21 protein-coding genes and 1 tRNA gene are annotated in these 25857 nt (G+C 36.1%); 8 read left to right on the top strand and 14 right to left on the bottom strand.

The features are described from left to right. Window positions 1–14 precede the first annotated feature (14 nt). Together NZ579_00110 and coaBC are read right to left on the bottom strand one after the other, a co-directional pair. Window positions 15–452, bottom strand: coding sequence for an Hsp20/alpha crystallin family protein (locus NZ579_00110; protein ID MCS7298353.1), 438 nt, complete (start codon window positions 450–452; stop codon window positions 15–17). Between the two features lie 92 nt (window positions 453–544). Beyond that, complete coding sequence (coaBC, locus tag NZ579_00105) at window positions 545–1741, bottom strand: bifunctional phosphopantothenoylcysteine decarboxylase/phosphopantothenate--cysteine ligase CoaBC (GenBank protein MCS7298352.1); 1197 nt, start codon at window positions 1739–1741, stop codon at window positions 545–547. Between the two features lie 295 nt (window positions 1742–2036). Here coaBC and hisF point away from each other — a divergent pair, with 295 nt between their 5' ends. Further along, window positions 2037–2795, top strand: a complete 759-nt coding sequence (gene hisF, locus NZ579_00100) for an imidazole glycerol phosphate synthase subunit HisF (GenBank protein MCS7298351.1) — start codon at window positions 2037–2039, stop codon at window positions 2793–2795. Window positions 2796–2948: 153 nt separating this feature from the next. On the opposite strand, the gene NZ579_00095 is transcribed toward hisF, so the two are convergent. Continuing rightward, window positions 2949–3632 (bottom strand): energy-coupling factor ABC transporter ATP-binding protein, encoded by a 684-nt coding sequence (locus tag NZ579_00095; GenBank protein ID MCS7298350.1) that lies wholly within the window; start codon window positions 3630–3632, stop codon window positions 2949–2951. Between the two features lie 11 nt (window positions 3633–3643). After that, window positions 3644–5047, bottom strand: a complete 1404-nt coding sequence (gene dnaB, locus NZ579_00090) for a replicative DNA helicase (protein ID MCS7298349.1) — start codon at window positions 5045–5047, stop codon at window positions 3644–3646. Between the two features lie 162 nt (window positions 5048–5209). Between dnaB and NZ579_00085 the strand changes: the two genes are divergently transcribed. Next, window positions 5210–6931 (top strand): PEGA domain-containing protein, encoded by a 1722-nt coding sequence (locus tag NZ579_00085; GenBank protein MCS7298348.1) that lies wholly within the window; start codon window positions 5210–5212, stop codon window positions 6929–6931. Here the strand turns inward: NZ579_00085 and NZ579_00080 are convergent. Both NZ579_00080 and NZ579_00075 read right to left on the bottom strand, forming a co-directional pair. After that, window positions 6928–7620 (bottom strand): hypothetical protein, encoded by a 693-nt coding sequence (locus NZ579_00080; GenBank protein ID MCS7298347.1) that lies wholly within the window; start codon window positions 7618–7620, stop codon window positions 6928–6930. The genes NZ579_00085 and NZ579_00080 overlap by 4 nt on opposite strands. Continuing rightward, the gene (locus NZ579_00075) at window positions 7617–8126 is read right to left on the bottom strand and encodes a sigma-70 family RNA polymerase sigma factor (protein ID MCS7298346.1); all 510 of its coding nucleotides are present in this window, start codon (window positions 8124–8126) and stop codon (window positions 7617–7619) included. The genes NZ579_00080 and NZ579_00075 overlap by 4 nt, the downstream gene beginning before the upstream one ends. A gap of 334 nt (window positions 8127–8460) precedes the next feature. Between NZ579_00075 and NZ579_00070 the strand changes: the two genes are divergently transcribed. Both NZ579_00070 and NZ579_00065 read left to right on the top strand, forming a co-directional pair. Then, complete coding sequence (locus tag NZ579_00070) at window positions 8461–8739, top strand: hypothetical protein (GenBank protein ID MCS7298345.1); 279 nt, start codon at window positions 8461–8463, stop codon at window positions 8737–8739. After that, a complete protein-coding gene (locus NZ579_00065; protein MCS7298344.1) occupies window positions 8739–10436 on the top strand; it encodes an ABC transporter ATP-binding protein/permease in 1698 nt (565 codons plus the stop codon). Before NZ579_00070 ends, NZ579_00065 begins: the two co-directional genes overlap by 1 nt. 200 nt (window positions 10437–10636) lie before the next feature. Here the strand turns inward: NZ579_00065 and NZ579_00060 are convergent, their stop codons facing one another. Further along, complete coding sequence (locus NZ579_00060) at window positions 10637–11071, bottom strand: DUF192 domain-containing protein (protein MCS7298343.1); 435 nt, start codon at window positions 11069–11071, stop codon at window positions 10637–10639. 61 nt (window positions 11072–11132) lie between these two features. Between NZ579_00060 and NZ579_00055 the strand changes: the two genes are divergently transcribed. Then, on the top strand, window positions 11133–11990 hold the full coding sequence (locus tag NZ579_00055) for a GGDEF domain-containing protein (protein ID MCS7298342.1): 858 nt from the start codon (window positions 11133–11135) through the stop codon (window positions 11988–11990). On the opposite strand, the gene cheB is transcribed toward NZ579_00055, so the two are convergent. Then, on the bottom strand, window positions 11985–13082 hold the full coding sequence (gene cheB, locus NZ579_00050; protein ID MCS7298341.1) for a chemotaxis-specific protein-glutamate methyltransferase CheB: 1098 nt from the start codon (window positions 13080–13082) through the stop codon (window positions 11985–11987). The two genes, NZ579_00055 and cheB, sit on opposite strands and share 6 nt — an antisense overlap. Window positions 13083–13299: 217 nt before the next feature. Next, a tRNA-Asn gene (locus tag NZ579_00045) sits at window positions 13300–13372 on the bottom strand. 152 nt (window positions 13373–13524) lie between these two features. Here NZ579_00045 and NZ579_00040 point away from each other — a divergent pair. Continuing rightward, window positions 13525–13755: a hypothetical protein gene (locus NZ579_00040; protein ID MCS7298340.1), complete on the top strand. Its 231-nt coding sequence runs from the start codon at window positions 13525–13527 to the stop codon at window positions 13753–13755. Between the two features lie 119 nt (window positions 13756–13874). On the opposite strand, the gene NZ579_00035 is transcribed toward NZ579_00040, so the two are convergent. The 5 genes from NZ579_00035 to NZ579_00015 form a co-directional block, all read right to left on the bottom strand. Continuing rightward, a complete protein-coding gene (locus NZ579_00035; protein ID MCS7298339.1) occupies window positions 13875–15077 on the bottom strand; it encodes an aspartate aminotransferase family protein in 1203 nt (400 codons plus the stop codon). A 74-nt stretch (window positions 15078–15151) separates the two neighbouring features. Then, the gene (gene uvrC, locus NZ579_00030) at window positions 15152–16756 is read right to left on the bottom strand and encodes an excinuclease ABC subunit UvrC (GenBank protein ID MCS7298338.1); all 1605 of its coding nucleotides are present in this window, start codon (window positions 16754–16756) and stop codon (window positions 15152–15154) included. A gap of 350 nt (window positions 16757–17106) precedes the next feature. Then, the gene (locus tag NZ579_00025; protein MCS7298337.1) at window positions 17107–18195 is read right to left on the bottom strand and encodes a glycosyltransferase family 4 protein; all 1089 of its coding nucleotides are present in this window, start codon (window positions 18193–18195) and stop codon (window positions 17107–17109) included. An 11-nt stretch (window positions 18196–18206) separates the two neighbouring features. Continuing rightward, complete coding sequence (gene guaA / locus NZ579_00020) at window positions 18207–19742, bottom strand: glutamine-hydrolyzing GMP synthase (GenBank protein ID MCS7298336.1); 1536 nt, start codon at window positions 19740–19742, stop codon at window positions 18207–18209. Window positions 19743–19784: 42 nt separating this feature from the next. After that, window positions 19785–21908, bottom strand: coding sequence for a polyribonucleotide nucleotidyltransferase (locus NZ579_00015; protein ID MCS7298335.1), 2124 nt, complete (start codon window positions 21906–21908; stop codon window positions 19785–19787). A gap of 209 nt (window positions 21909–22117) precedes the next feature. Here NZ579_00015 and NZ579_00010 point away from each other — a divergent pair, with 209 nt between their 5' ends. Together NZ579_00010 and NZ579_00005 are read left to right on the top strand one after the other, a co-directional pair. Beyond that, window positions 22118–25006: a hypothetical protein gene (locus NZ579_00010; protein ID MCS7298334.1), complete on the top strand. Its 2889-nt coding sequence runs from the start codon at window positions 22118–22120 to the stop codon at window positions 25004–25006. A gap of 39 nt (window positions 25007–25045) precedes the next feature. Further along, on the top strand, window positions 25046–25857 hold an 812-nt coding region (locus NZ579_00005; GenBank protein MCS7298333.1), incomplete at its 3' end, for a hypothetical protein.

Genomic DNA, 25857 nt, shown 5'->3' with positions numbered 1-25857 from the left:
CCCTTGAAGTTTAATTACGAAATTTTTATCTTTGTTTCTTTTGAAATTTTCTCTTTAGGAATTCTTATTTCAAGAACTCCATCTTTGTATTCTGCTTTTGCTTCCTCGCTTTTGACATCCGTTGGCATAGGAATGAGTCTCTCAACTCTTCCGTAAAACCTTTCTACTCTGTGTATATTCTCCTTCTTCTCCTCTTTCTCTTCTTTCTTCTCTGCCTTTATGTGAACGAAGTTGTCTTTAACAGTTATCTCAATTTCATCCTTCTTAACACCGGGCATCTCTGCCTTTATAACAACATCCTTGTCAGTCTCATAAACGTCAACTACTGGTGATAGAATGTAATCTTTTGTAGTATCGGGACTACCAAAGAACTCATCAAACAACCTGTCAAACTCTCTTCTTACCCTCTCAATTTCAGAGAAAGGTTGCCAAATGCTTAATCCTTTTCTCATAACCCACCCCCAAATCAAATTTTTCAACTATAATATACCAAAATATTTCCGAATCGTCAAGTCCTAAGATATATTTTTACTATGCTTTTAAATTATAACGGCTTACTAATTTTTAGAACCTGATCTAATATAAATCTAGCAACTTTCAATTTACTGCCTTCGTAATAAATCTTATCACCGTTTCTTGTAAAGATTGTAATCTTATTATTTTTGTTGCCCATAGGGTTGAAAGAAACTTTGCCATCCGATATTTCTATCTTGTTTGCTACGATGAGATCAACATTTTTATCTTTCATCTTCTTAAGTGCATACTCTTCAAGATCACCGCTACCTAATCCAAAACCTACTATGACCCTACTATCCTTGTTTCTTGAAACCGTTTTAAGTATATCTGGTGTTTTAACGAGTTCTATACTCGTTATTTCGTCCTTTGCTAACTTACCACTCAACTTTGTAGAAGGTTTGAAATCTGCGACTGCCGAAGCCATAAATAGTATGTCAGTATTTTCAAACTCTTTTTCAACAACACTTAGCATTTCATCAGTTGAAGAAACTCCTATTGACCTAATGAAAGGAAATGGTTTGAACTTCATATTCCCATAGACCAGACAAACTTCTGCGCCTTCTAGATACGAAACTAATGCTAGTGAAAGTCCCATTAACCCAGATGAGTCGTTTGAGATAAACCTAACATCGTCAATATATTCTTTCGTAGCACCAGCTGTTACAAGAACTTTCTTACCTTTGAGAGAACCATTTGGGTTTCTTAAAAGGTTGTAGATAATAGTTTTTTCGTTTGGTAGTCTTCCTTTTCCTACTCCCTCAAGGGGTGAGGCAAACAGCCCTTCCTCTGGTTCAATAATCTCCCATCCATGGTTCTGTAGTTTGTGTATATTTTCTTGTGTTATCGGGTTTGACCACATTTCTTTGTTCATCGCTGGTATCAGAATTCTTCTCTTGCTAATTGGAAAGGCGAGAGCAATCGTGCTAACTAGGTCATCACATATACCATTTGCAATTTTACCAATGATATTTGCTGTCGCAGGTATAACAACGAATACATCTCCCCATTTTGCTAGGGAAATGTGAATTAATGGATCATCATAATTAAAGTTATCAACGTATACTTTGTTGTAAGATAGTGCTTGAAATAGAATAGGAGATACTAATTTCGTTGCGTTTTCCGTCATAACTACTTTTACTTCATTTTTTCTTTTTGTTAGTCCTCTGACAACATTCAAAACCTTGTATATACTTACGCTACTAGTTACACCAAAAACATACTTCATAAACTTGCTTTCTTGAAAGATTTTTTAGAATTTGATAAGCCATAAGCAAGTTGTATCTTACTTTGTTCGGAAACTATCTAATCAAAAAAGCAAGAAAGGTTCATTAAGAGAGTTTAAAGGATACCTTAATTGAAGTTTGTGTAGTTGGGGAAGGGAAAACAAAAGTTCTTCTAGATATTACTTCAAGGGGGAATCTAAATGAATTTGTGAAGGGACTTTTACAAAAGGAACTCATTTACTTCATTACTATAAGTCTAATAGATTATAATTTCAGGTCGTTAAGGGCGATGTGCTTATGTTAGCGAAGAGAATAATTCCTTGTTTGGATATAGATGCTGGTAGGGTTGTGAAAGGGGTTAGGTTTGTTGATATAGTTGATGCTGGTGATCCTGTTGATAATGCAGTTGCATATAACAACGCCGGTGCTGATGAGATAGTTTTTCTAGATATAACCGCTTCGTATCAGAACCGTAAGACACTAGTGGATGTAGCAAGAAAGGTAGCGGATAATATCTCAATACCATTCACTATTGGTGGGGGGATTAGAAGCGTTGATGATATGAGGGAGATGCTTCTTGCTGGTGCAGATAAAGTTTCTATAAATACTTCTGCTGTTATGACCCCAAACCTGATATCCGAGGGGGCTGAGAGATTTGGTTCTCAATGTATAGTAGTTGCGATTGACACAAAGAAGGTTGGTGAGGTTTATAAAGTATTCATAAGGGGAGGAAGAGATGAGACAAACCTTGAAGCAGTTGAATGGGCTATGAAGGTTGAACAACTTGGAGCGGGGGAGATATTACTCACGAGTATTGATGCTGATGGAACAAAAAATGGATACGACATTGAAATACTAAAGATGGTATCCGAAGCGGTTAGAATACCGGTTATTGCTTCAGGAGGAGCAGGTAAGAAGGAACACTTTTTGGAGTTATTCCAAAAGACAAAATGCACAGCAGGACTCGCAGCGTCAATATTCCACTTCAAAGAGATTGACATACTTGATTTGAAATCATACCTCAAGAAAAACGGAATACCAGTTAGACTTCAGTAAAAAATTTAAATCTCTAACTCTTAAAACTTTTCTACTTTTGGAGTTCTGTAGCATAGTTTTGTGTCAAAAGGATGAGTTTGGTGAGAAAGAATATCATCTAATACCCCCTAAAGGTCAGAAGTTTTCAGATAGTTAGTTTATTACTTCAAATTACTACTTGTTGACGTAATAGATTTTCTTTGAGCTTTCTATATTTAGGATATATAGAATGGATTCTGATGCCATTGAAAGGTTTTCATCTGATGTTGTGAAGATAATTTTTGATTTTTCTTTAAACTCGCCAATCACTTCTAATAGCCTTGCTTTATAGTATCCATCTAATAACGAGAACGGTTCATCAAGGAGTATTATTCTTGGTAATCCTAAAAATGCTCTAGAAAGAGACACTAACCTCGCTTCGGTTGGGCTTAAGTCAAAAGGAGCATCATACTTAAGGTTTTGTATTCCAAAAAGATTAAGTGCCTTATCAACCTCATACTCTATCTCTTTCTTTGACAAGTTCGTATTATACATGAGTGGAAGTGCCAGGTTATTATAAACATCTATATTGCTTATAAGGAAGGTATCTTGGAAATGTATGGATACTTTGGTATGGAGATTCATAAGTTTTGATTTAGGGGCGCTGGAGATGTCAATATCCATTACTATTACATTTCCTCTTGTAGGTTTGAGTATTCCCTTTATGAGTTTTAATAGTGTTGTTTTACCTTTGCCGGGATCAGAAACTACACAAGTTACACCATATCTTTCTAATGTCAGGTTTATACCCTCAAATATGTAATCTCTATTGTTGTATGTAAAATACAGGTTTCTTATCTCAACTAATGGTGATTCCATAATTTAATTCTTTATTCTTCTTCTGACTCATCTTCGTCTTCAAATTCTTCATCATAGTATTGTTGGTCATTATCTTGATAAGAGAAATCGGCTGTTGAAAGGTTCTCAAACTTTCCTATCTCTTTTATGAACATAAGTTCTATCGTGCCAACTGGACCATTCCTTTGTTTTGATATGATTATTTCAACGATGTTTTTCTTGTCAGTGTCAGGCTTGTAATACTCTTCTCTATACAGAAATGCAACCAGATCTGCATCTTGCTCAATACTTCCGCTTTCTCTTAAGTCTGATAGGATTGGTCTTTTGTCAATCCTCTTCTCAACACTCCTTGATAACTGCGATAGAACTATCACCGGAACATTCAATTCTTTTGCCAATGCCTTCAGACTTCTTGATATGAAACCTATCTCTTCATTCCTACTCCTTATAACTGATAACCCTTTAGGAACTTCTATTATCTGAAGGTAGTCAATGATTATAACATCAATGCCTTTTTCCTTTGCGAATATCTTTCTTGCTTTTGACTTTATGTCAGTTATTGATGCAGATGGTGTATCATCAATTATCACATCCAGTGAAGATAGTCTTATTGACGCTTCAAGTATAGACTCCCATTCGTAATCCTTTATATTACCTGTCCTTAAAGACATAAGGTTAATTCTAGACTCTGTTGATAGTAGCCTTTGAACTAGTTGCTCTTTTGACATCTCAAGAGAGAAGAACAGAACCTTCTTAGCGTAAGGTGGTTTAGCCATGTTTAGGCAAAGGTTAAGTGCGAACGCCGTCTTACCCATAGCGGGCCTTCCTGCAAATACCACTAGGTCCCCCCTTTGGAAACCAGATGTCATATCGTCAATCGCTTTGTAACCTGAGGGCACCCCGGTGTATACTGTTTTCTCTTTGGCAAGCATCTGAATACCTTTCAGTGTCTCAATCACTAAATCTCTCAACTTGAAGTAATCGTATTTACCTCTTATGTCAATGGACTCAAGGAGTTTTCGTTCAGTTATCTCTATTGCTTCATTTATATCAACATTATCTCTCATTGCAATTTCAATTATTTCGGAAGATGCTCTTATTATGGACCTGAGGATATATTTCTCGTATATTATTCTAGCGTAATACTCAACATTCGCAGTTGTAGGTATGGAGTCAAGTAGAGAGGATAGGTAAGAAATGCTTACATTCTCTAGTTTGCCCATCTCCTTGAGTTTATTTTGAAGAGTAATTATATCAACAGGGTTTTTCTCATCGTATAATTCCATGATTGCTCTGAATATGTCTCTGTGCTTCTCTAGATAGAAGTGTTCCTCTCTCAAAATATCAATAACTTTGAGTATTTTATCGTTATCAACTATTAAAGCACCTAGACATGCTTTTTCAGCTTCTACATCACTGGGAATAGTCTTCAACATACCTTAATCCAGATTAACATTCTGAATAACATAGAAAACTTAAATCAATTTTGGTAAATCAGTTCAAACCTCAATAAATTTCAATTTCTATTGAGTAGGCGATATTATTAAGCCTTACCTAAAAGTGATAAGTTGTGTAGCATTTATTTAAAATATCTGTTAATGAATAAACTATTCTTAATTATCTTCTTATTTTGGATTGTTTTGGTATCATGCGGCACGAAGGTTGAGAAACTCAAGATACCAGAGCCTTTACTCAAAACGGATATTAAGGTTTCAATATATAGAATAACACCAATATCAACAAACACAAACCTTAACCTGTCTCAAAAACTTGGCTTTCTAAAAAACTTGAAAGATAACATAAACATTTTGGATTTTGACGGTATTGAAGAAATTGAGAGTATCACAAATACAACAAATTTTATAACGAATACCGCAACAAACGCTCCCGATACAAACACAAACTTCAATTTGACTAATCTTTCCGAAGTCTCAACTAATATTGTCTCTACTAATGTTCTTTCAGATAAAACTAACCTCATCCTTCCAACAACAGATAATAAGTTTGATGCTGACTATACTTTAAATTTGGACTCTGTAATAAGGAACAACTTGAGATCAAGTTTGAAAAGTTTTATTAGAAGTTTAACGAAATACAACTACGAACCAAGTGAGATAAGAGTTCTTAACACACCTCAAATAGAAGGTGAATTACTTAAGTTATACACCAACGAAATCATATCCAACAGTATCTTTACGAATTACATAACAAATATTATTTTTGAGACAAATTATTACAGAAGTCAGACTAATACGAACAAGATAGATGTTGAGATACTAGAGACTGAGCTAGTAATCTCTGAACTCAAGATAAGTAATGATACACTTATGAATATACTGACAACGAATTATCCTTGGGTTCTGAAGATCACAAACGGAGTGAAGTTTGATGAAGGAACTCCAAGTGATTACTCAATATCTGTGTTCTACGATATATACGAAAAACCAGTCAGTAAATATCTAACAAATCTCTATGTAGGAATATTTGTTTTGTTATCAAATAACTTGAACTCAAACTATGTGCTATTCAAGACTAATCTTGATCTGGTAGATTTGCTATCATCGGATTATAGAATCTTTAGTAGTTTGAAACCTTTTTTCTACAACTACCGGACAGGATTACTCAAGGTTGAAGTTGAACCAAAAGACTTTGACATATTTGTAGATGACTTCTATGTAGGTAGAGGAGAGACAATACCTGAATACTTTTCAGAAGGTATCCATAAGATAACACTATCAAGAGGATACTTCGTTGTCAATGAGTATGTTATGCTTGAGAAAAATAAGTTAAATATCTACAAAAGGGATTTCACGAAGAAGTATGAAAATATTTCATCTCTCAACATAAACACTATTCCTGTAGGTGCTGATATTTTCGTTGAGAATACTTACATCGGAAAGACACCTACTAACATTAACCTTCCTACTGGCAATTACAGAATATGGCTTAAAAAGGATGCTTTAGAAAAGTTTCTGGCTTTTGAACTCAATGGAGATACAAACATAACAGTTACATTAGAAGATCTAAATCAGAAAACAGGGTATAATGTTATGACAGGTATTACTATTATGTTTGGCGTTGCTACTGCATCTAGCATATTCTTGTATTTCTTCGCTGATTCTCAAGAGAAATACTATGACTTCTTGGTTAGGAGAGAGAACAAGGAAGAATATGTAAGGATGAGAGAGTATTATTATTACTTTAAAGATAACATGAGGACGACTGCTATTGTAGGTGCGGTAGCAACCTTCGTTTTATGGGGTGTTACTCTAGGTCTTGAGTCAGACAAGTTTTTCATAAAGTGGAATTTTAACTTCTAGTTTGCTATTATGTTTTCATACCTTGCATCAACATATCTAACAGGTAATTTTTTCTGAACTATATATCTTGTTGATAGAAACGCTTTTCTAAGTTTTTCCCTACTAATCTCCTCACCAAAGTATATGTTTATCTTAAAGTTTGAGTTGAAACCGTATATTCCATCTCTATCTGTTATAAAGACATTTGGGAAATACTTACTCACTAATATATCCTCATCAAGCAGATGAACTTCTTTGATGATGTTTTCTAATATCTCTTTGCGAATGGTGGTCTTTGGTATTATGGTTATCGCTCTATCAAACGATTCTTTATCGTAACTCTTAACTTCCATGACATCTTCATCATAAAGCGTATAGCCCCTACCAGTGAATACTTTCACAATAGGTTTTCTGTGAATGACACTGATATGCACAGTGTTAGGAGGATATATCAGAACTCTAGCATCCTTAATATCTTCAGATAGGTTCTTGATCGTGTTTTCAAGGATAGGTTTATCAAGAGCTAAAATGTTTTCATTCCTTATCATTGATGAAATCTTTTCATCCAGACTGGTTGGGTAATACCTTATATTGTGTGTTATATTCACATTTTCAACTCTAAGTCTAGGAGTATCGTAATAGATGACTATCGTAGATATGAGGATAACTAATGACAGCGTTACAACAAATACAAGTTTTACAAAATTCATATGCCAAACTTTTTAGATATAATTCTTTTTATTCTCTGTATTGCGTTGTCAACATATTTTTTGGTTTTACCTATTTTGATAGCTATCTCTTCGTACTTGTATCCCATCATTCTAAGGTTAAGTATCTCTATATCTTCTTCAGAAAACAAATCTCTATTAGTCTCAATAAAATTTCGTATCTGTTGCTCTAGAATTTCTAGGTCGTAGTTTGAAGACTTATTGTCAATTATATCAAGATCTTCGGTTAACTCATAGGACTTGTGCTTTGATAGATTCTTTAAATGGTTTATAATCTCGTTTTTAACACACTTTCTTATGAATGTTTTGAAACTCGCTCCTTTGGAGGGATCAAACTTATCAATTGCTTCCATCGCCTTAAGTATTCCTTCCTGTATAAGGTCTGATATGATTGTTTTATATTCAGGGTTGTTTTTTACAGTCGCAAATACAACACTCTTGACAATCTTTTCAATTTCTTGGTGGTTGATAGTCTTATCCTTTTGCATGATAAAATTATCCTCTTTAAAAATATATACTTTAGTTTCTTTTTTCAAATCCTATACTTATTATTATCTTAGGATGTGGTTTTGATACTGTAGAACAATAGTTTTCATTATGTGAGTAGGTCAAACTCCTAAATTCTGATTATTCATGGTATCTGTTAGTCCCCGAATTTAACTTTGTTCCAATTTCTAAAGTGATTGTTAAGAAGGGAATTTAAACTGTAAGTGAAAAAAGAAACTACACCTAGCTGTGAATTTTAGGATCTATTACGATAAGAACTCTTTATTTAGTATCCATAAAACAATATCATTTAGAATCTCTTCTGGAGGTAGAAGTATGGACTTCCTTTTGAGTTTGCTGATAGTTATAGCAGTTAGTGCTGCATTTGGTTTTATCTGGAATTTTGTAAGTGAAAGGTTCTACGGTAAATCGGTTCTACTCGGGTATTGGGGGGCAATAGCCCTCTCCATTTTAGGAGGAGTAATTGGTTTCTACTATCTCGGCTACATTGTGAATTTTTTGGTGATGGGGACAAACATAAACTTCATAGCGGTATTACTTGGTGCTTCCATAGTTCTCTACATAGCAGCAAGGATAAATCCGTCAAATAGATAATGAAGTTACTACTCAAATATTTAGTAAAACACAGAGTCCTTCTAACATTAAGCATTTTTCTTACTCTTATAACTACATTTACAACGGTAATCCTACCGATTTTAGCAGGTAGAGTAATAGGAAGTATTTTCAATCCTAAAACTCTGATTGATAACACATTACAGGTCGTCCTAATTGGTGCTCCTATAATAGTCCTATGGTCTCTTTCAAAATACTTTTCTTCACTCTCAATCGTAGTGCTAGCACAGAAGGTTGTGTTTAGTATAAGAAATGAACTTTTCAATAAACTTACTACCATAAAACCTATACTCTTCAGACAGAAAAGTAGTGGTGAGTTCATTTCAAACATCCTAAACGATGTTCAGGTCCTGGAGAGTTTCATATCTACAGGTTTTCTAGAACTTGTGAAAAACCCCCTTATAATACTTGGATGTATACTACTTCTCTTCTACACGAGTCTAAAATTATCCATAGTTATTCTTGCTATCGCTCCAGTATTCGTAATAGTCCTTGTGGTTGGTAATCTATCCAAAAAAATCTCAGAAGATATCCAAAGCAGGATTTCAGACGCCACATCCCTGATGAGTGAGTCCATAAGAGGAATAGAAACTATAAAAGGGTTCGGTGTTGAGGATAACTTTAGAGAAAAATTCCTAACTTACAGTTCTCAATACACTTCATCACAGATAAAATTCACTAGGTTTAGCGTTTTACCTGTTCCAATTTCAGACTTTTTCGGTGCTTTAGCAGTTGTCGCAGTAATAGTAGTTGGTGCTTTTGAGATAAAAAACGGAGAACTGACTTACGAAAACTTTGCAACGTTTATAGCAACTATCTTCTTTCTATCTCAACCACTATCAATACTGGGAAGTCAGTTCGTCCTCTTTCAGAGGTCTCTTACAGCACTGGAAAGAATACACAAACTTTTACTCCTTGAGGATGAGACTAGTGGCGAAGGATACGAAACCTTAAAGAATGGTGAGATAGAATTTAGAAACTTATACTTTTCATACGAAAGTGAAAATTATGTTCTTAAAGACATCAATCTCAAGATAAATGATGGTGAGATGGTTGCTCTGGTGGGGCCTTCAGGTAGTGGTAAAACTACATTGGTTTCACTCGTTATGGGCTTCATTACACCTACCAGAGGAAACCTGTTTGTAGGAGGTTTGGATATCAGAGATTATGACCTTAAAGAGTATAGAAAACATCTTGCTATCGTGCCACAGGATGTTATAATCTTCTCAACGACAGTTAAAGAAAACATAGCATTCGGAGGGGAATTTAGTATTGACGAAATAGTTGAAGCATCTGTATTAGCAAATGCCCACGAGTTCATAGAAAAACTACCTAGAAAGTATGATACACTTCTTGGTGAGAGTGGTATCAAACTATCCGGAGGAGAAAAGCAAAGAATAGCACTAGCAAGAGCATTGGTTAGAAAACCTAGAATACTTATACTTGACGAACCTACTTCTTCGTTAGACCCTCTCTCCGAGTCTTTTATAGCAGACACTTTCAACAAGATAAAAGGCAGATACACAACTATAATAATAGCGCACAGACTATCAACAATATTTATAGCAGACAAAATAGTAGTCCTGAAAGAAGGTAGGATAGTTGAGATTGGTAAGCATGAAGAATTAATAAGCAGAGGCGGTGAATACTTTAAATTATTTTCTAGTTATGTAAGTTAGGTTTTTGAATTACGTAGAGTATTAAGATATCTACAATACTTGCGGGGAAGGAACTTTACCGAATAGTTATTTAAAAACATTGCTAGACTGTCAAGGATTTTGTTTCTATACTTCCCATCTTACTCGGAAGTTGATAATTTGAATAACTCAAGACACTCTCGTATCTGACCTCATACCCTAAATTTTTCAGAACATCTAACTTAAAACAATACTATATCACCTCTTTTTACATTGATCTTGGTTGAAACATTTGAGAGTATTTCAAGAACATACTTGGAAGGTTTTGATGGATAAACACTGTTGGTTGAGAGAGGTTTTGGGTAGAAAACATCCACAACCTCATTTTCTTCATCAACGAATATTATTGCTAGACTCAAGTAGGTATTCTTCATCCAAAACGGAATATATGAGGAATAAGGGAATATAAAGAGCATACCCTCGTTGGTATTCATTGTTTTTCTATACATAAGTCCCCTTTGCCACTGATCTGGTGATTTTGCAACCTCACATAGAAATATATTCGTTCCTCTCTCATTGATAATATACACATTAGTTTTACTCAAAGGGGAAATAGTTTGGTGGTTGATTAAAACAATAAGGAACAGGCTTAACATCACTCTCTCAATCAAGGACATATTTTTCACTATTTAATTTGATTCCATTCCTTGAAATCAAATAAAAATAAGATTGGTTATTATGCTTGAGAGAAAGATAAGCAAACTGTTAAGACAGAGGATAGTTGATTTACTTAATCAAGAGTATAACCTTGGAGAGACTTTTTTTGATGAGATACAAGGCTTATATGAATCTGTTAGTGACCCAAAGGATAAAGAAAACTTTTTTTCTGCGCTGTTGTATATTATTTCACATCTTGAGTTCTCGGAAGATTTAGCAAAAGAGCATTGGTCAAAGATTATCCAGAGACATAAAGAGTTATCCGCAAAACTAGGAAGGAATATAAGTGTAAGAACTTCTGTGATTGATTACTTTACTTATAACAATGATGTTCTCAAAAATCCTGTTGTAATTGAGATATTCCTGTATGACTCGTCTGAAATGAAGGTGTATGTTGATGAGATGACTGGAGTTTATAATTACAGATATTTCAAGGAAGCTCTGTGGAGTGAGACTAGGCGATCGGAAAGGTATAATTTGGTATTCTCTTTGGCACTCATTGATATTGATGACCTTAAGAGTATAAACGCGAAATACGGGGATGATAAAGGTAATTTAGTCATAAAGACTGTAGCAAAGGTAATAGATTTGAATAAGAGAGCTGAGGACACTATTTGTAGATATGGTGGTGATGAATTTATTATACTACTTCCGGAGACTAGCAAAGCAGGTGCAATAGCATTTATAAGTAGGATAAAGAGGAAACTTGAAGAGGCTCTTAATGAAAAAGGATTGTCTGCTACAGTCAGTATTGGTATAAGTGAATTTCCTACCGATAGTAGGGACCCTGCTCATCTTGTTGAGCTTGCAGATAAGGCTTTATACACTGCAAAACTTAGAGGTAAGAATAGAACAGTAGCATGGAATAAGGATCTATAAAAGTAACGAAAGTAGATGATTTAAGTTATGTCCCATCTCTTCTATTTCCCACACAAAGTCAACTGCTTCGTTTCTTATCGCACTCTTGGGCATACCGAATATTACTGAAGACTTCTCGCCCTGCGCGATAGTTATAGCACCAGCATCGTGAAGTTTTTTAAGCCCCTTACTACCGTCAGACCCCATACCTGTCATAATTATGGCTATAGCATCCTTACCTATGTTTTCGGCAATACTATCAAAGAACAGATCTACAGAAGGTCTGAAAGAGAACCTACCATCATCAACATTTCTAACAAACACCTTGCCTTCCATCAAACCAACTACTATGTGTTTCCCACCCCTAGCAACGATTATCTTATTTGGTAGAATAAGTTCAAAATCTTTGGATTCAACAACTGAAAAATGGGGATACGAGTTTGATAAAGATTTAGCAAACTCTGCTGTAAAAAACTCTGGCATATGCTGTGCTATAACCATTCCTACTGGGAGTTGGTTTCCAATACTAGACAGAAACTTTCTTATTGTTGGAGGACCTCCAGTTGATATACCTATTGCTATAAGTTTAGGTTTTATTCTTTTCTTAGATACAACTTCGTTAATAGGTGGATTCTCAAATGTTATTGGTTTACTTTCAACTACTGCTAACGACGGAGTTATTTCAACTCCTTGTCTTATTGATGAAGTTCTTTTCACACCCCAAACCAGAACTTTTTCTAAAATTTCGTTTCTTACTTTCTCTATATCCATAGATATAGGACCTGATGGTTTGGTGATGAAGTCCTTCGCCCCTAGCGATAATGCCTTGATTGTTATCTCTGCTCCTCTTTTCGCAAACGAGGATAGTATTATTACGGGAAGGTCAATATTAAGTTTCGCATACTCCTCAAGAAACTGTATCCCATCCATATCTGGCATTTCTATGTCAAGTAGAATAACATCGTAAGTGTTCTTCTTTAGTTTATTCAGAGCAACTTTGCCATTTATCGCTGTGTCTTTCGGATTTATCATAGGGTGAGACGAAAGTATATCACTTATCATCTTTCTCATGAGTGCTGAATCATCAACGACAAGAACATCTATCTTGCTCATACTTGCTACTCAAACTATCCTAATGGTGTATAAGGAAAGTATATTTTTTCAAATTGATATAGATCTGAAGTTTAGTCAATAGTTTGGTATTCTGTTGATATCCTGAATACCTCGTGTTCATAAACTTATCCAAACAATTCTCAAATCACAGTGGATGAAGAAAAGCGAATTTTAATTTTTCTTTCCAAAGGTTTCTGGTTTGTAAGGTTAAAACTATCTCCCCGGGAGGGACTCGAACCCCCGACCCGGTGGTTAACAGCCACCTGCTCTGCCGACTGAGCTACCGGGGAAAGTTATAGTTTGTAATTTAGTTTTGGTCTAACAATTAGTTTAAAAAATCAATATAATCTTTGTCAAATTCTGGATTTAACTAGAAGTTTTAAGAAATTGTTGAAAAACTTCGTCTAATTCTTCACAATCATTCTACAAAAGGAGGAGCGTTATGAGGGAAAACCTAGATAGTAACCCTTCTTACCCATTCATACTATTAACAGGAGATGAGGAAGATTTTGAGGATGAGAGCTTTGATGAAGAGGACTTTGACGATGAGTTTGAAAATATTGAGGATGATGAGTTTGAAGATGAAAATCTGTTTGAAGATTATGAAGATGAGGAATTTGAAGACACAAGCGAAGAGTTTGAAGATGAGGAGTTTGAAGACGAAGAAGAATAGTAAAGATCCTCAACAAATATTCATTCGGGGGTACATCCCCCTCCATAAGATTTCATTAAAGTATTAATACTTTCGTCTCTTCAATTTCGGTTTGATTAAATCCTTTTGAATAGGGCTATTCAATTCATTTTTATCTTTGACAGCACTTTTTTAAATGCTTTTATAAACAGGTTTATTTCTTTCTCGGTTATAACAAGTGGTGGTAGTAATCTCAAAGTATTCTCACCTGACCTGAGTGTTAAGATACATTCTTCTATCAATTTATTTATTATATCCATCACCTTAACACTTTCATCAATATCTACACCTATCATAAGTCCCTTACCTCTCACTTCTCTTATGAAAGTGAAAGACTTTTGTAGTTCCTTTAATTCAGAAAATAGTATACTACTATGGTATTCTACTCTTGACAAAATGTTGGTATCCGTAAGTAGTTTCAGAGTAGCAAGAGCAACGGCAGTAGATAGCTGGTTACCCCCCATCGTTGATGCATGCATCCCAACCTCACAGACATTGAAATACTCTCTTCCCAGTATTGTAGCGCCTATCGGTAATCCCCCACCTAATGCTTTTGATAGTGTTATGATAGAAGGTTGGATGTCATAATGTTGATAACCAAAATACTTCCCTGTCCTACCTATACCTGTCTGAACTTCATCAAAAACTATTAAAGCATTATACTTCTTCGCAAGTTGTTCAACCTTCCTGACAAACTCATAACTTAAAGGTCTAACTCCACCCTCTCCTTGTATAGCCTCAAGAAAAATAGCGCATACTCTATCGTTAAACTTACTCTCAAGATCATCACAATCGTTGTATTCAACATACTCAAAACCTGAAGGTAATGGTTCTAGATTTTTTTGATACTTTGCCTGTCCTGTTGCAGTTATAGTCGCAAGCGTTCTACCGTGAAAAGAACCTTTCAATGACAGAATTATATATTTATCCTTGTGGATCGTTTTCCCAAAAAATCTCGCTATTTTAATAGCAGCCTCATTTGCTTCAGCACCACTGTTTGAAAAGAAAACACCTCCATCAAAAGATATATCAACCAAAAGTTTTGCTAACTTAACCCTCTCTTCGGAGTGGAAAAGGTTTGATGTAGTCATTAGTTTAGAAGACTGTTTTCTCAAAGCCTTCAATATAAACTTGTTTGAATGACCGAAATTCATAACTCCTATCGCTGATGTAAAGTCAAGATATTTCTTACCATCATACCCATACAGATAGCACCCTTTCCCTCTTCTAAATCCTATGTTAAACCTAGAATAGAATGGAAGGATATACTCCTTGTCAAGAAAAACAATCTCCTCAAAATTCATAGACTTACTATTTTAACCGCTACTAGAAGGTCATTTCTACAAAAGGTCTTGCATAGGTTATTAGAATAAGTTATCTACTTCCTCAACTGTCTTGACTTCAGGTTTCTTACAAAAGAGTTACCAAACCTATGTGTTTCATCTCTTATCCTTTGGATTAACCTCAACGCATACGAATTTCTAGGTAGCACTATTTCATTACCATCTCTTGTATATATTTTCTCTTCTTGCTTTGCAATAGAGATGATTGGTATGTTTAGCCCGAGTTCTTCTAGTGATGATATTGCTGAATTTAGTTGTCCAATTCCACCATCAATCACTATAAGGTCTGGTAAATTACCCGTCTCAATCTCTCTTTTATACCTTCTATACACTATCTCCTTTATCATCCCAAAGTCGTTTTGTCCAACAACAGTTCTAATCTTGAAGATCCTATAATTCTTCTTTGAGGGCATCCCATCAATGAACCTAACGCTAGAGCCAACTGCAACTTCATCTCCATAGTTCGCTATGTCAAAACCGTCAATTACTGAAACACTTTCAATACCTAAAACTTTACATAGTTCATCTAATTCTTTGTTCTCCATATCCATCCTAGCAGAGTGTTCATTCAGTAGAAGTTCAGAATTTTTCCTACAAATTTCCAGTATCTTCCTGTCGGTCTCGTCAGAGGCTGTGATAACAACTGTATCAGAAAAACCAGAACCTACCTTCTCAAAAAACGAGGAGACTCCATTAAATATCTTACTTTCAACACAAACTCTACTTACAGAAACGGGTTCATCCCTTTCTAGGTAGATTATTGATAAAAACTTCTCAATAGGATTCTCTTCATCATTTTTGTTAAATGTGATACTCTGCTTACCTATAAACTTACCATTTATCATATGTGCTAGGTAAAAATTCACAAGCTCTTCATTCTCTGTTGAAGCGATGTAGTCGGATGTTATTCCTTCATCTGTTGAAAACACAAACTGTTTCTGTGACTCAAGTTCAGAAAGAACCTTTATGCTGTCTCTCAAGTGCGCCGCTTTTTCAAAATTCAACTCCTTTGATGACTTTAACATCTCTTCTTTTAGAAGCGATATTACCTCGTCTATCTCACCTTTTAGAACTTTTTTAGCATTCTCAACATCTTTTGTGTATTCCTCAATTGAGATAATACCTATACAAGGAGCGGAACATCTACCGATATAGTAATTTAGACATGCCTTTTTCGGCATTTTTCTACAAGTCCTCAATTTAAATACCCGCTGTATCACATCAACTAGTTTATAGGGAAGACTACTGTCAGTGTAAGGTCCAAAATATTCAAACACTTTGCTTGGTTCATACTTCCTTGTTGCGTTTATGTAAGGAAAGTCATCTTTTGACATCTTAACGAAAGGATAAAATTTGCTATCTTTCATCAGAATGTTGTATCTAGGTTTGTGTTTTTTTATAAGGTTTGCCTCAAGTATTAATGCTTCTGCTTCATTATTCACAACAATGTAGTCTATCTTCTCAACTCTATTCACTAGATTTTGTATCCTTCTTGAATGGTTTTTTGAAGTAAAATAGGAAGAAACACGGTTTTTCAAATTGATTGACTTACCGATATACACAACCTCTCCAGTCTCACTATACATTATATACACACCTGGACTTTCAGGGAGCGTCCTCAAAACCTCTTTGTCTATCATAGAAACTAATATAAGTATTTTGAGACAAGATTTGTAATGTCTTCTAGTTTCTTACAAATAAGAACAGTCTAGTCTATCTCTAAACGCAACTAGAAAACCTTGGACTAAAAAATCTACTAGGTTCAGTAACTGTTTGTAATCTATTTGTCAAACCTTTGCTTTGTATTTCTCTAGTAGCCTAACAGTTTGTTTTTAGTATCACCATAGTTAATGCTTAGGAAAATGATGAATCTGTATAATATACAAGGTCCCCGTTTTCATTCTGCTAACTACATCTAGAAGAATTAATGAACTTACAGTGTTTGTTGTTTCCTTTTAAGCCCGTATAAACCTTAAAGTTAGGCAAACTGTTATGAATTGACTACTTTTCTGTAGACATTTACCGTTTCGTCTATAAACCTTTCAAACGAATATATATTTGTGTATTTTTTTAACCTTGATAGTGTAGATTCTCTTTTTCCACTATCGTTCAAGAAGGTTTCTAATTTATCTGCTAAATTCTCTGGAGAGTAAGGATCGAAAAATATATCTTCCTCTTCAAAGAATAACTCTCTCATAACAGGTATGTTTGAAACTAAAGGAAGAGTATCATTTGATATTGCTTCAAAAGGCACAAGTCCAAAACCTTCGTCAAATGAAGGAAGAATGACAATTATTGTTTCTCTATAAAGTGATACAATCTCCTCATAAGGGATATTCTCAAGAACGATGATTCTATCTTTAACTTTACTGCTCTCAATTGTTTCATCTAGAAAATCGTATTTATCAAATCTTTTAGCGACTAGGACTAGTTTTAGTTTTGGAAACCTGCTGGATAGGATTTCTAGCGCTTTTACTGGTAAAGATAGATTTTTGTGTTTCTTTCTTATTCCAACGCATAACAAAAATTCATCTAGACCATACTTTGATTTGACATCAACATATTCTACCTTTCCAGCTAGTGGATTAGTTGAAGAGTTATAGACTAGATGGACTTTTGAATGGTCTAGATTTGGTATAAGTTCAAGAAGGTCATTTTTCGTTGAGTTTGAAACACATATAACTGCTCTAGCATTGATAACAGCATTCTTGAGTAATGCTTCTGCAACTTTTCTCTTGAGTTTTGAACCATACTCAAACTTAAACTGTATAAGATCGTGTATTGTGATTATATAAGGCTTTACAGAAAATAGCGATTTATTGTAATTAGTGTAATGAACTATGTCAGCGTCGTTTGACATAATCTCTGCTAGAAGTGTTGAAATCTGCTCTTCAAGCGAGTATATTGAGTTTGAGGTTCTGACGACTTCAAGGTCTCTAAACGAAGAATTTATCTCTTTCTCGTCTCCAATAATCTTAAGATGGATATCCTCCCTTTCTTTGAGACCGAAGATAAGCATTTTGGTGTATGTTCCTATACCAGTTCTGTTGATACTTCTTCCATCTAGTAGTATCTTCATAGAATATTACATTACTCCCACTCTATGGTTGCAGGAGGCTTGGATGTTATATCATAAACCACACGAGTTATTCCATAGATTTCTCTTACAATCCTATTAGCAACTCTGTTCAGAAAGTCGTAAGGTAATCTAGACCAATCGGCAGTCATTCCATCAACGCTATTGACACTTCTTAAGACTGCTACATAACCATAACTCCTTTCATCTCCCATTACACCGACTGCTTTGTCTGACAACAATACTACAAAAGACTGCCAAACTTTTTCATACAAACCTTCTTTTTTCAGTTCTTCAATAAAGATTTTGTCAGCCTTGCGAAGCATATCTAACCTTTCCTTACTTATCTCTCCTATCAATCTCACAGCAAGCCCGGGTCCCGGGAATGGATGCCTGTTGAGTATATCATCTGGAATCCCGAGTATCTTACCTAGTTTTCTTACTTCGTCTTTGAATAGGAATTTGAAAGGTTCTAGTATTCTACCTTGCTTTTCAAGTTGTCTTATTTCTTTTACTCTATTGTGGTGAGTTTTTATAGTTGCGGAAGGACCTTTGACGGAGGATGTCTCAATAACATCGGGGTAGAGAGTGCCTTGTGCTAGTATGTCAAGGTTGCCAAAGTTCCTAAAAAACACTTCAACAAACTTCTTACCTATTATCTTCCTCTTCTCTTCAGGGTCCCTAACTCCTTTAAGCGCTGACAAGAACTCTTCCTGCGCATCAATATACTTGACATCAATACCAAGACTCCTAAAGTTGTCAATAACTTCCTTATCTTCATCTTCTCTCAAAAGACCAGTATTCACAAATATAGGCGTAAGTTGACGACCTAATAGTTTGTTTAGATATACTGCCATTACCGTTGAGTCAACACCACCGCTTACAGCCATTACTACATTTCTATTACCAACAAAACTTCTTATTCTATCCCTCTCTCTATCCATAAACTTCTCAAGAGACCAGTTTTTAGTAGCATTACATATATTGAGAACGAAGTTAGATAAGATTTCTGTTCCATACTGTGTGTGAAAAACCTCTGGGTGAAACTGAACACAATAAAAATTCTCATCCTTCACTTCTACGGAAGCCAATATGCCATTTTTAGTCAATGAAGTAGGTGTGACGTTTTTAGGTATCTCAACGACGGAGTCACCATGACTCATCCAAACTACGATGTTTTTAGGAATACCCTTAAAGAGTTTTGAGTCAGATTTTATCTCAAGTTCAGTGTATCCGTATTCCCTAAGTTTTGATTTTTCTAACTTCCCACCTAGCAACTTACAGATAAGCTGCATCCCATAGCATATTCCTAAAACGGGCACATTGTATCCTCGTAAAAAATCTAAAGACACAGATGGAGCGTTATCATCCAAAACACTTGAAGGTCCTCCTGAAAGGATAATTCCTTCTATCACGTCATCTGCGATGTGTGAATGTAGTTTTCTTTTGTCAACATCAAACGGAAATATTTCTGCGTAAACGCCAATCTCTCTTATCCTTCTGGCTATAAGTTGGGTGTATTGCGAGCCGAAGTCAAGTATAACTATCATAAAATTCTCAAGGATACTACAAAATCCTAACTTCTAGAATTGTTATGAATTTCTTGAGATGGTTTCTCGTTCAGCATCAATTCTTGAGAGTGCAATTCTTCCAAGGTTATCAATTGATATTACCTTTGCAGTTATAGTATCTCCGACACTCAGATAATCTCTTATGTCCTTTACTCTTGACCTAAATAACTTTGAAATATGTATCATACCCTCTTTTCCGGGCATAACCTCAACAAACACTCCGTAATCCTCTATCCTAGTTATTTGTCCTGTTATTATATCTCCAACCTTCACTCCTTCAATTATGGTCATTATAGTGTTGTAAGCCTTCTCTATGTCTCCCTCTCCCGGCTTTGCTGAAATAGTTATCTTGCCTTCAGGTGATATATCAATTTTAACATTGGTATCCTGTATTATCTTCTTTATAACCTTACCTCCGGGACCTATCACATCTGCTAGTTTATCAGGTTCTGTTTTTATAAACTTTATTCTAGGTGCGTGCTCTGATAGTTTGAACTCCTTACCTCTTATTTTCTCTTCCATTATGTCAAGTATTTGATTCCTAGACTCTTTCGCTACATACAAAGCCTCTTTAAGTATCTTAAGTGGTAGCCCCTCTATCTTGAGGTCCATCTGAAATGCAGTTATTTTATCTCTTGTTCCTGCTACCTTGAAGTCCATATCACCAAACTTATCCTCAAGCCCCTGAATATCAACAATCAAGTCATATTTTCCTGTTTTTTCATCAAGGACTATACCAAGTGCTATTCCAGCAACAAGCTCCTTTATCGGAACGCCAGCATCTACAAGTGCTAGAGATGAACTACAAACCGTCGCCATAGACGAAGAACCGTTAGACTCAAGGATTTCAGATACTACCCTTATGGTGTAGGGGAACTCCTCCTCTGACGGAAGAACTGCTTCTATTGCCCGTTCAGCAAGATGCCCATGCCCTATCTCTCTTCTTGAAACTGGTCCTAATTTCTTAACTTCCCCTGTTGAGAATGGGGGAAAGTTATAGTGTAGCATAAACCTCTTAAATCCTTCCTCTTCAATATCGTCAATAAACTGAACATCACTTGCACTACCAAGAGTCGTTATTCCAAGACTCTGTGTCTGTCCTCTTGTGAATATAGCAGAACCATGAGTCCTAGGTAGTATTCCAAGCTCGCACCATATTGGTCGTAGTTCTTTAGGCTTTCTACCATCAATTCTTATTCCTTCTTCCAAAACCTGTCGCCTCAAAATGTCTCTTTCCATCTCCTCTATGTAGAAGTTTACATCTTCCCAGTTTATCTCGCTTGATTTCTCTTCACCAAGAGTTTGAACTATTTCTGACTTTATACTTTCAACTATTGCATCCATATTCCCTTCTCTTGTCTTTTTATCTTGAACATTCATAGCAGTCTTCATCTCCTTCTCATACTTCCAGATAATATCAAAAACTTCCTTTGGTAATTCTTTCTCTTGGATCTGTATCTTTTCTTTACCAGCCGCGTTAGCAACTTCCTTCTGGAACTCTATGAGTTCAAGTATGTATCTGTTTGCGAACTCTAATGCACCATACATCTCCTCTTCATTTACTCCTTTGGTTCCACCTTCAATCATCGTTATTCCTCTCTCGGTTCCTGCTACTACTATGTCAAGCAATGATTCATCAAGCTGTGAAAATGTAGGATTTAGGATGTATTCTCCATTTATGTATCCAACTCTTACACCACCTACAGGCCCTCTGAATGGTAAGGAAGATATCATAAGTGCAACAGAAGATGCAAAAACCGAGACTATATCAACAGGATTTATCTGGTCTGCGGATAGAACCATAGTTATAACTTGAACCTCATTTTTAAAACCTCTTGGGAATAGGGGTCTTATAGGTCTGTCAATTAGCCTTGATACAAGGATTTCTTTATCGGATGATTTGCTCTCTCTTTTTACAAATCCTCCTGGTATTTTACCGGATGCATAGAATTTTTCAACGAAGTTAACAGTAAGTGGGACAAAATCAACACCTTCAACTTCAGCACCATAATTTACTGTTGACAACACAACAACATCACCATATCTTACCAGAACTGAAGCATCAGATTGCTTGGCTAATTCTCCAGTTTCAACGATGATTTTCTTACCTCCAATTTCTTTACTAAAAATCTTCTTTCCAGACATAATGTTACCTCTTTTGATAAGTTTATTGTTCTATTATAAAGGAATAATAAGATATGATACTAGTTTTTGTTTTACTAAAGTTTGTAGGAGAGTTTAGTAAAAATTAATGTAAAAGACTCGCCCTATCTTGATCAAACTTCTTGCTAAACTTATTGACAACTTGGTTTCGTTGATTTATACTACGATTTAGTAATGTTGAGGGGGTATTTATGAGGATACTGATATTAGTTATGACAATCCTTTTTGTTCTTGCCCTTCCGGTTGCTAATTTGGTTTATGCTCAGGAAGAAACAGATGAGGAAGCGGCAGGAGTGGCATTTCAGAGACCTACACCTTCAATGGAAGGTGTGAGAGAAAATCCTGAAAGTGCTATACTGAAAGACAATATTATAGAGAAAGGAACAAGACCAGACCAAGCTAGGATAGTTCTACTTGACCCTGTTGGTGATGATAAGGGACCAGGTTATTACACATATCCAACACATCCTGTTTATGTTGTTGGAGGTTTTGACATAGTTAAGGTTGAGATAGATGCGATGGACGACAGAAATATTACCTTCAAGATAACGGTTAATGCGGACCTCAAGCAAGAGTGGGGAATGGCAGCTGATTTTGATATTCAACACTTCCAGATATATATAGACCAAGACAGACTGCCTGGTTCGGGGTATTTAAGGTCTATCCCTGGCCTTAACATTTACTTTCCACCAGACCAGGGTTGGGAGAAGGCTGTTATAATTTCACCTCAACCTAGAGCGAGAGTTGAGATAGAGGTTAATTCAAAAGCAAAGGATATGGCACAGGATGTTGTCATACCTAGAGTTATAAAAGGTGTTGGTAGGACAATCATAGCTGTTGTATCAAAAAAAGATATTGATTTAACACCTGATAAGGATGTAACCAAGTGGGGGTTCCAAATATTCGCACAATCCAATGAAGGTTTTCCTGATCCTGAAGATGTTTTGACGAGAAATGTTAATGAGTATAGAGGATTACATAGGTGGGGAGGTGGTAGCGACTACTGGGGAGACCCAGAGTTTGTTGATATTGTTGTTTGGCCTGCCAAAGGAACGCTAAAGGAAGCACAGGACCAGTTTGAAATACTTAATGTTTGGGAGTCATATCCTAATCCTATTCAGGATGTGAAGGCGGTAGTACCGATGGTATATTTAGATCAGACAGAACAATGGAAGCCACCGATTGGTTATTATAAATTCGCAAAAGCCATATCCGAAAGATTGAAGCCACAGGCTCCGCCTGATAAGTATGTCTCTGGAAACTTTGACCTATTCGGAAAACTATTTACAAGATGGAACTGGAACTACGATGCAACGAAAGAGAATGTCATCAGAAACTCACTGGAGATAGGAATAGATGGTAAGGTATTCACAGAGGTTATAGACTTCTATCTTAGGTTTGAGCTAACAGATTGGGAGGCTACAAAATGGACCACTTGGGTTAACTCAACACCAGGTCAGGTTCCTATCGCATTGCAGTCAAGAAGAGTGATGCTAAATAGACCGTTACCAACGATTGATGTTGTCAGCATTGGTAACTATGACCTTAACTACAGTCCTTGGACGCTTGGGCAGGCCTGGTATCCTGACAGAGATAAGTTTTTAGGTTTGTTCGTTGATGGTAGTATAGAAGGTTTGTTAGGTTACAACTTCACTATTCACTACCCGCTTAACTGGATAGGTTTTGAGTGGGGTAAAGGTAATAATAGGATATACGACCTAGTTTATGGATATAGGGTAGTTTCTTCTGCGATACCTGGTGTTAAACTGCAACACACCCTGGGATATTATTCTGACTTTGAAATTAATCCTGAGTCTGGTAAAGGTGGTGCTGCTAAAACTATGATTTACAGAGGAGGGAATGCTACTACTGATGGCTACATTGAGGTAAAACTACCACTTGGGTTTGTAGTCAGTGTAGTTGGAGCGCTTTCTTCCGTTGGTGTAAATCCTGACTTCCTAGAGCTAGAAAAAGGACTTGAGCTGGATATAGATGGTAACGGACTTGTTGGAAAACTTGGACAAACTGGTATAAGCCCTGCTTTCCCTACCAAGACTAGCGCTCTTAACATAATAGGTTTCGGTGGAACGTTGCTTCTTAAGAATGACAATTTGTTTGATACTGGTATAGGATTTGCCGTTCAAGGATTTTACATTGATCCAAATTATATCTCTTTCACTGCTGCTAGGGGTGATGATCCTCTTGCATCTGCTGGCTTCGGTGGAGGAACTACGGGTGCGGATGTTTTGATAATGAATGGTTGGCAATCTGTTCACAGAGCTCCACAAGCAGCAGACTTCGTCGGCTCTGCTCCATTGCAACCAGTTCCTTCAGAATTCCTTGTAAATGATCCTGTTACGGGTCTCAATGGAATAGGATGGGTTAATGAAAAATGGGAAGGTATTGCCGCTCTTGGATGGAGAGGTGCTACAGCTAGAGTTGATTACTCTCTTGATGTTTTGAGAATTCAGGCTGAGGGAAGCTACATAGCCTTCGGATACGATCAAGAATCCAATACCATCAGTGTTGTTCCTGTTAATTCAAACTTCCTATCAACAACACTTATTCCTTCGGGTAGCACTATCTCCTTTAGTGTTCCATACACACAAATCTCAAAAATAAGGGCAATGCTACTAGGAACCTACAAGCTCTCTGATATACTATATGGTATTGATATAACTCCTGCAGTTATGCTTGAGATGAATAGTTATCCAACTGTTTCTGGTAAGGGAAGTTTCATACTAGAAAAGATAAAGTTCAGTGGTAATACTATGTTTATTTCTCCAAGTTTGACTTTTGGTATTCAATGGACTAAACTATTCTTTATGAGTGTTGGTTATAAGTATGAAATTGGTTCATATACTACTACTCTTAACTTTGCAGTTGGAAATATCAAAGCTGAAGATATCCAAACCAAAAACTACAGCAGACATAGAGTCATCTTCACTGCAAGAGCTGATACACCAGTTGGATATTATAAATGGAGAGCAGAGATATTCCAAGAAGGCGAGAATAAGGACTTTCCGAGCAGAGCACCGTTTGGAGCGTATAGTGTCCTTGAGTGGGAGTATGGTTTCTAAAGGTGGTTTTACCACCTTCTTGATGTTTAGGAGGGAATTATGAGAAGATTAGTTTGCGGATTGATTATCTTTAATGCTTTGCTTCTGGGTAGTTGTGCTTTCTTACTTACGGAAAATGTTGATTTCTCAAAGCTACCCAAGCCAATAGATGTTAGTGAATCAAACCCGTTTTTCACACCGACTGCTATAAAATTTACAGGTGATCCGAGTGTAGATTTTGGGGCATCCTATGTGTTTTTAAACACTGATGATGGTGGTACATGGAAGGCTCTGAATAAAGTTTATGTTGCGTATTCCAAGAGATTCCTTTTCATAGGACATAAAAACTCTGTTGATGCTAATGACCCCCCAGGTTATCTTAATAGAGGTGCTTTCTATGTATTCATTGACAACAACATTACTAACGGTAACGGTAGTAAAGGAATGGTTAAACTAGCAAACGGCGATAGTGGTATCACAGGCTCATTTGACTTCCTTGATGATGTCCAAATATCAACTACCGGTGGTAGGAAGTTTTCTGTGTTTATTAAGCACTATAGACCATATCAATACTCTGAACCTACGGGAGAGAACTTCAAGGCTTATAGGTTTATAAACGGTAGCGTTGAAAAAGAGGCTAAGGTTGGTCCTGGTGGAGGACTTGCTTGGAGTAGGTATATAACAAATAATGTTACCGAGATAGCAATTCCCTGGTCCTTCATATTTGGTGATAACCCTGCTTATATCCCTGATAAGATATACCTTGAGTTTAGGATAGATGATGGCGCTGGTGGAACAATATTCACGGAATCTGATTTTGGAACAAATGTAACTACTACAAATGTTATTTCAAACTGGTTTGAGTTGAAGAT

Source organism: Spirochaetota bacterium, from assembly GCA_025061835.1.
Classification (GTDB): domain Bacteria; phylum Spirochaetota; class Brevinematia; order DTOW01; family DTOW01; genus SKYB106.
Note: the sequence above shows the minus strand (reverse complement) of the source record. Positions and strands in the feature narration are given on the sequence as shown.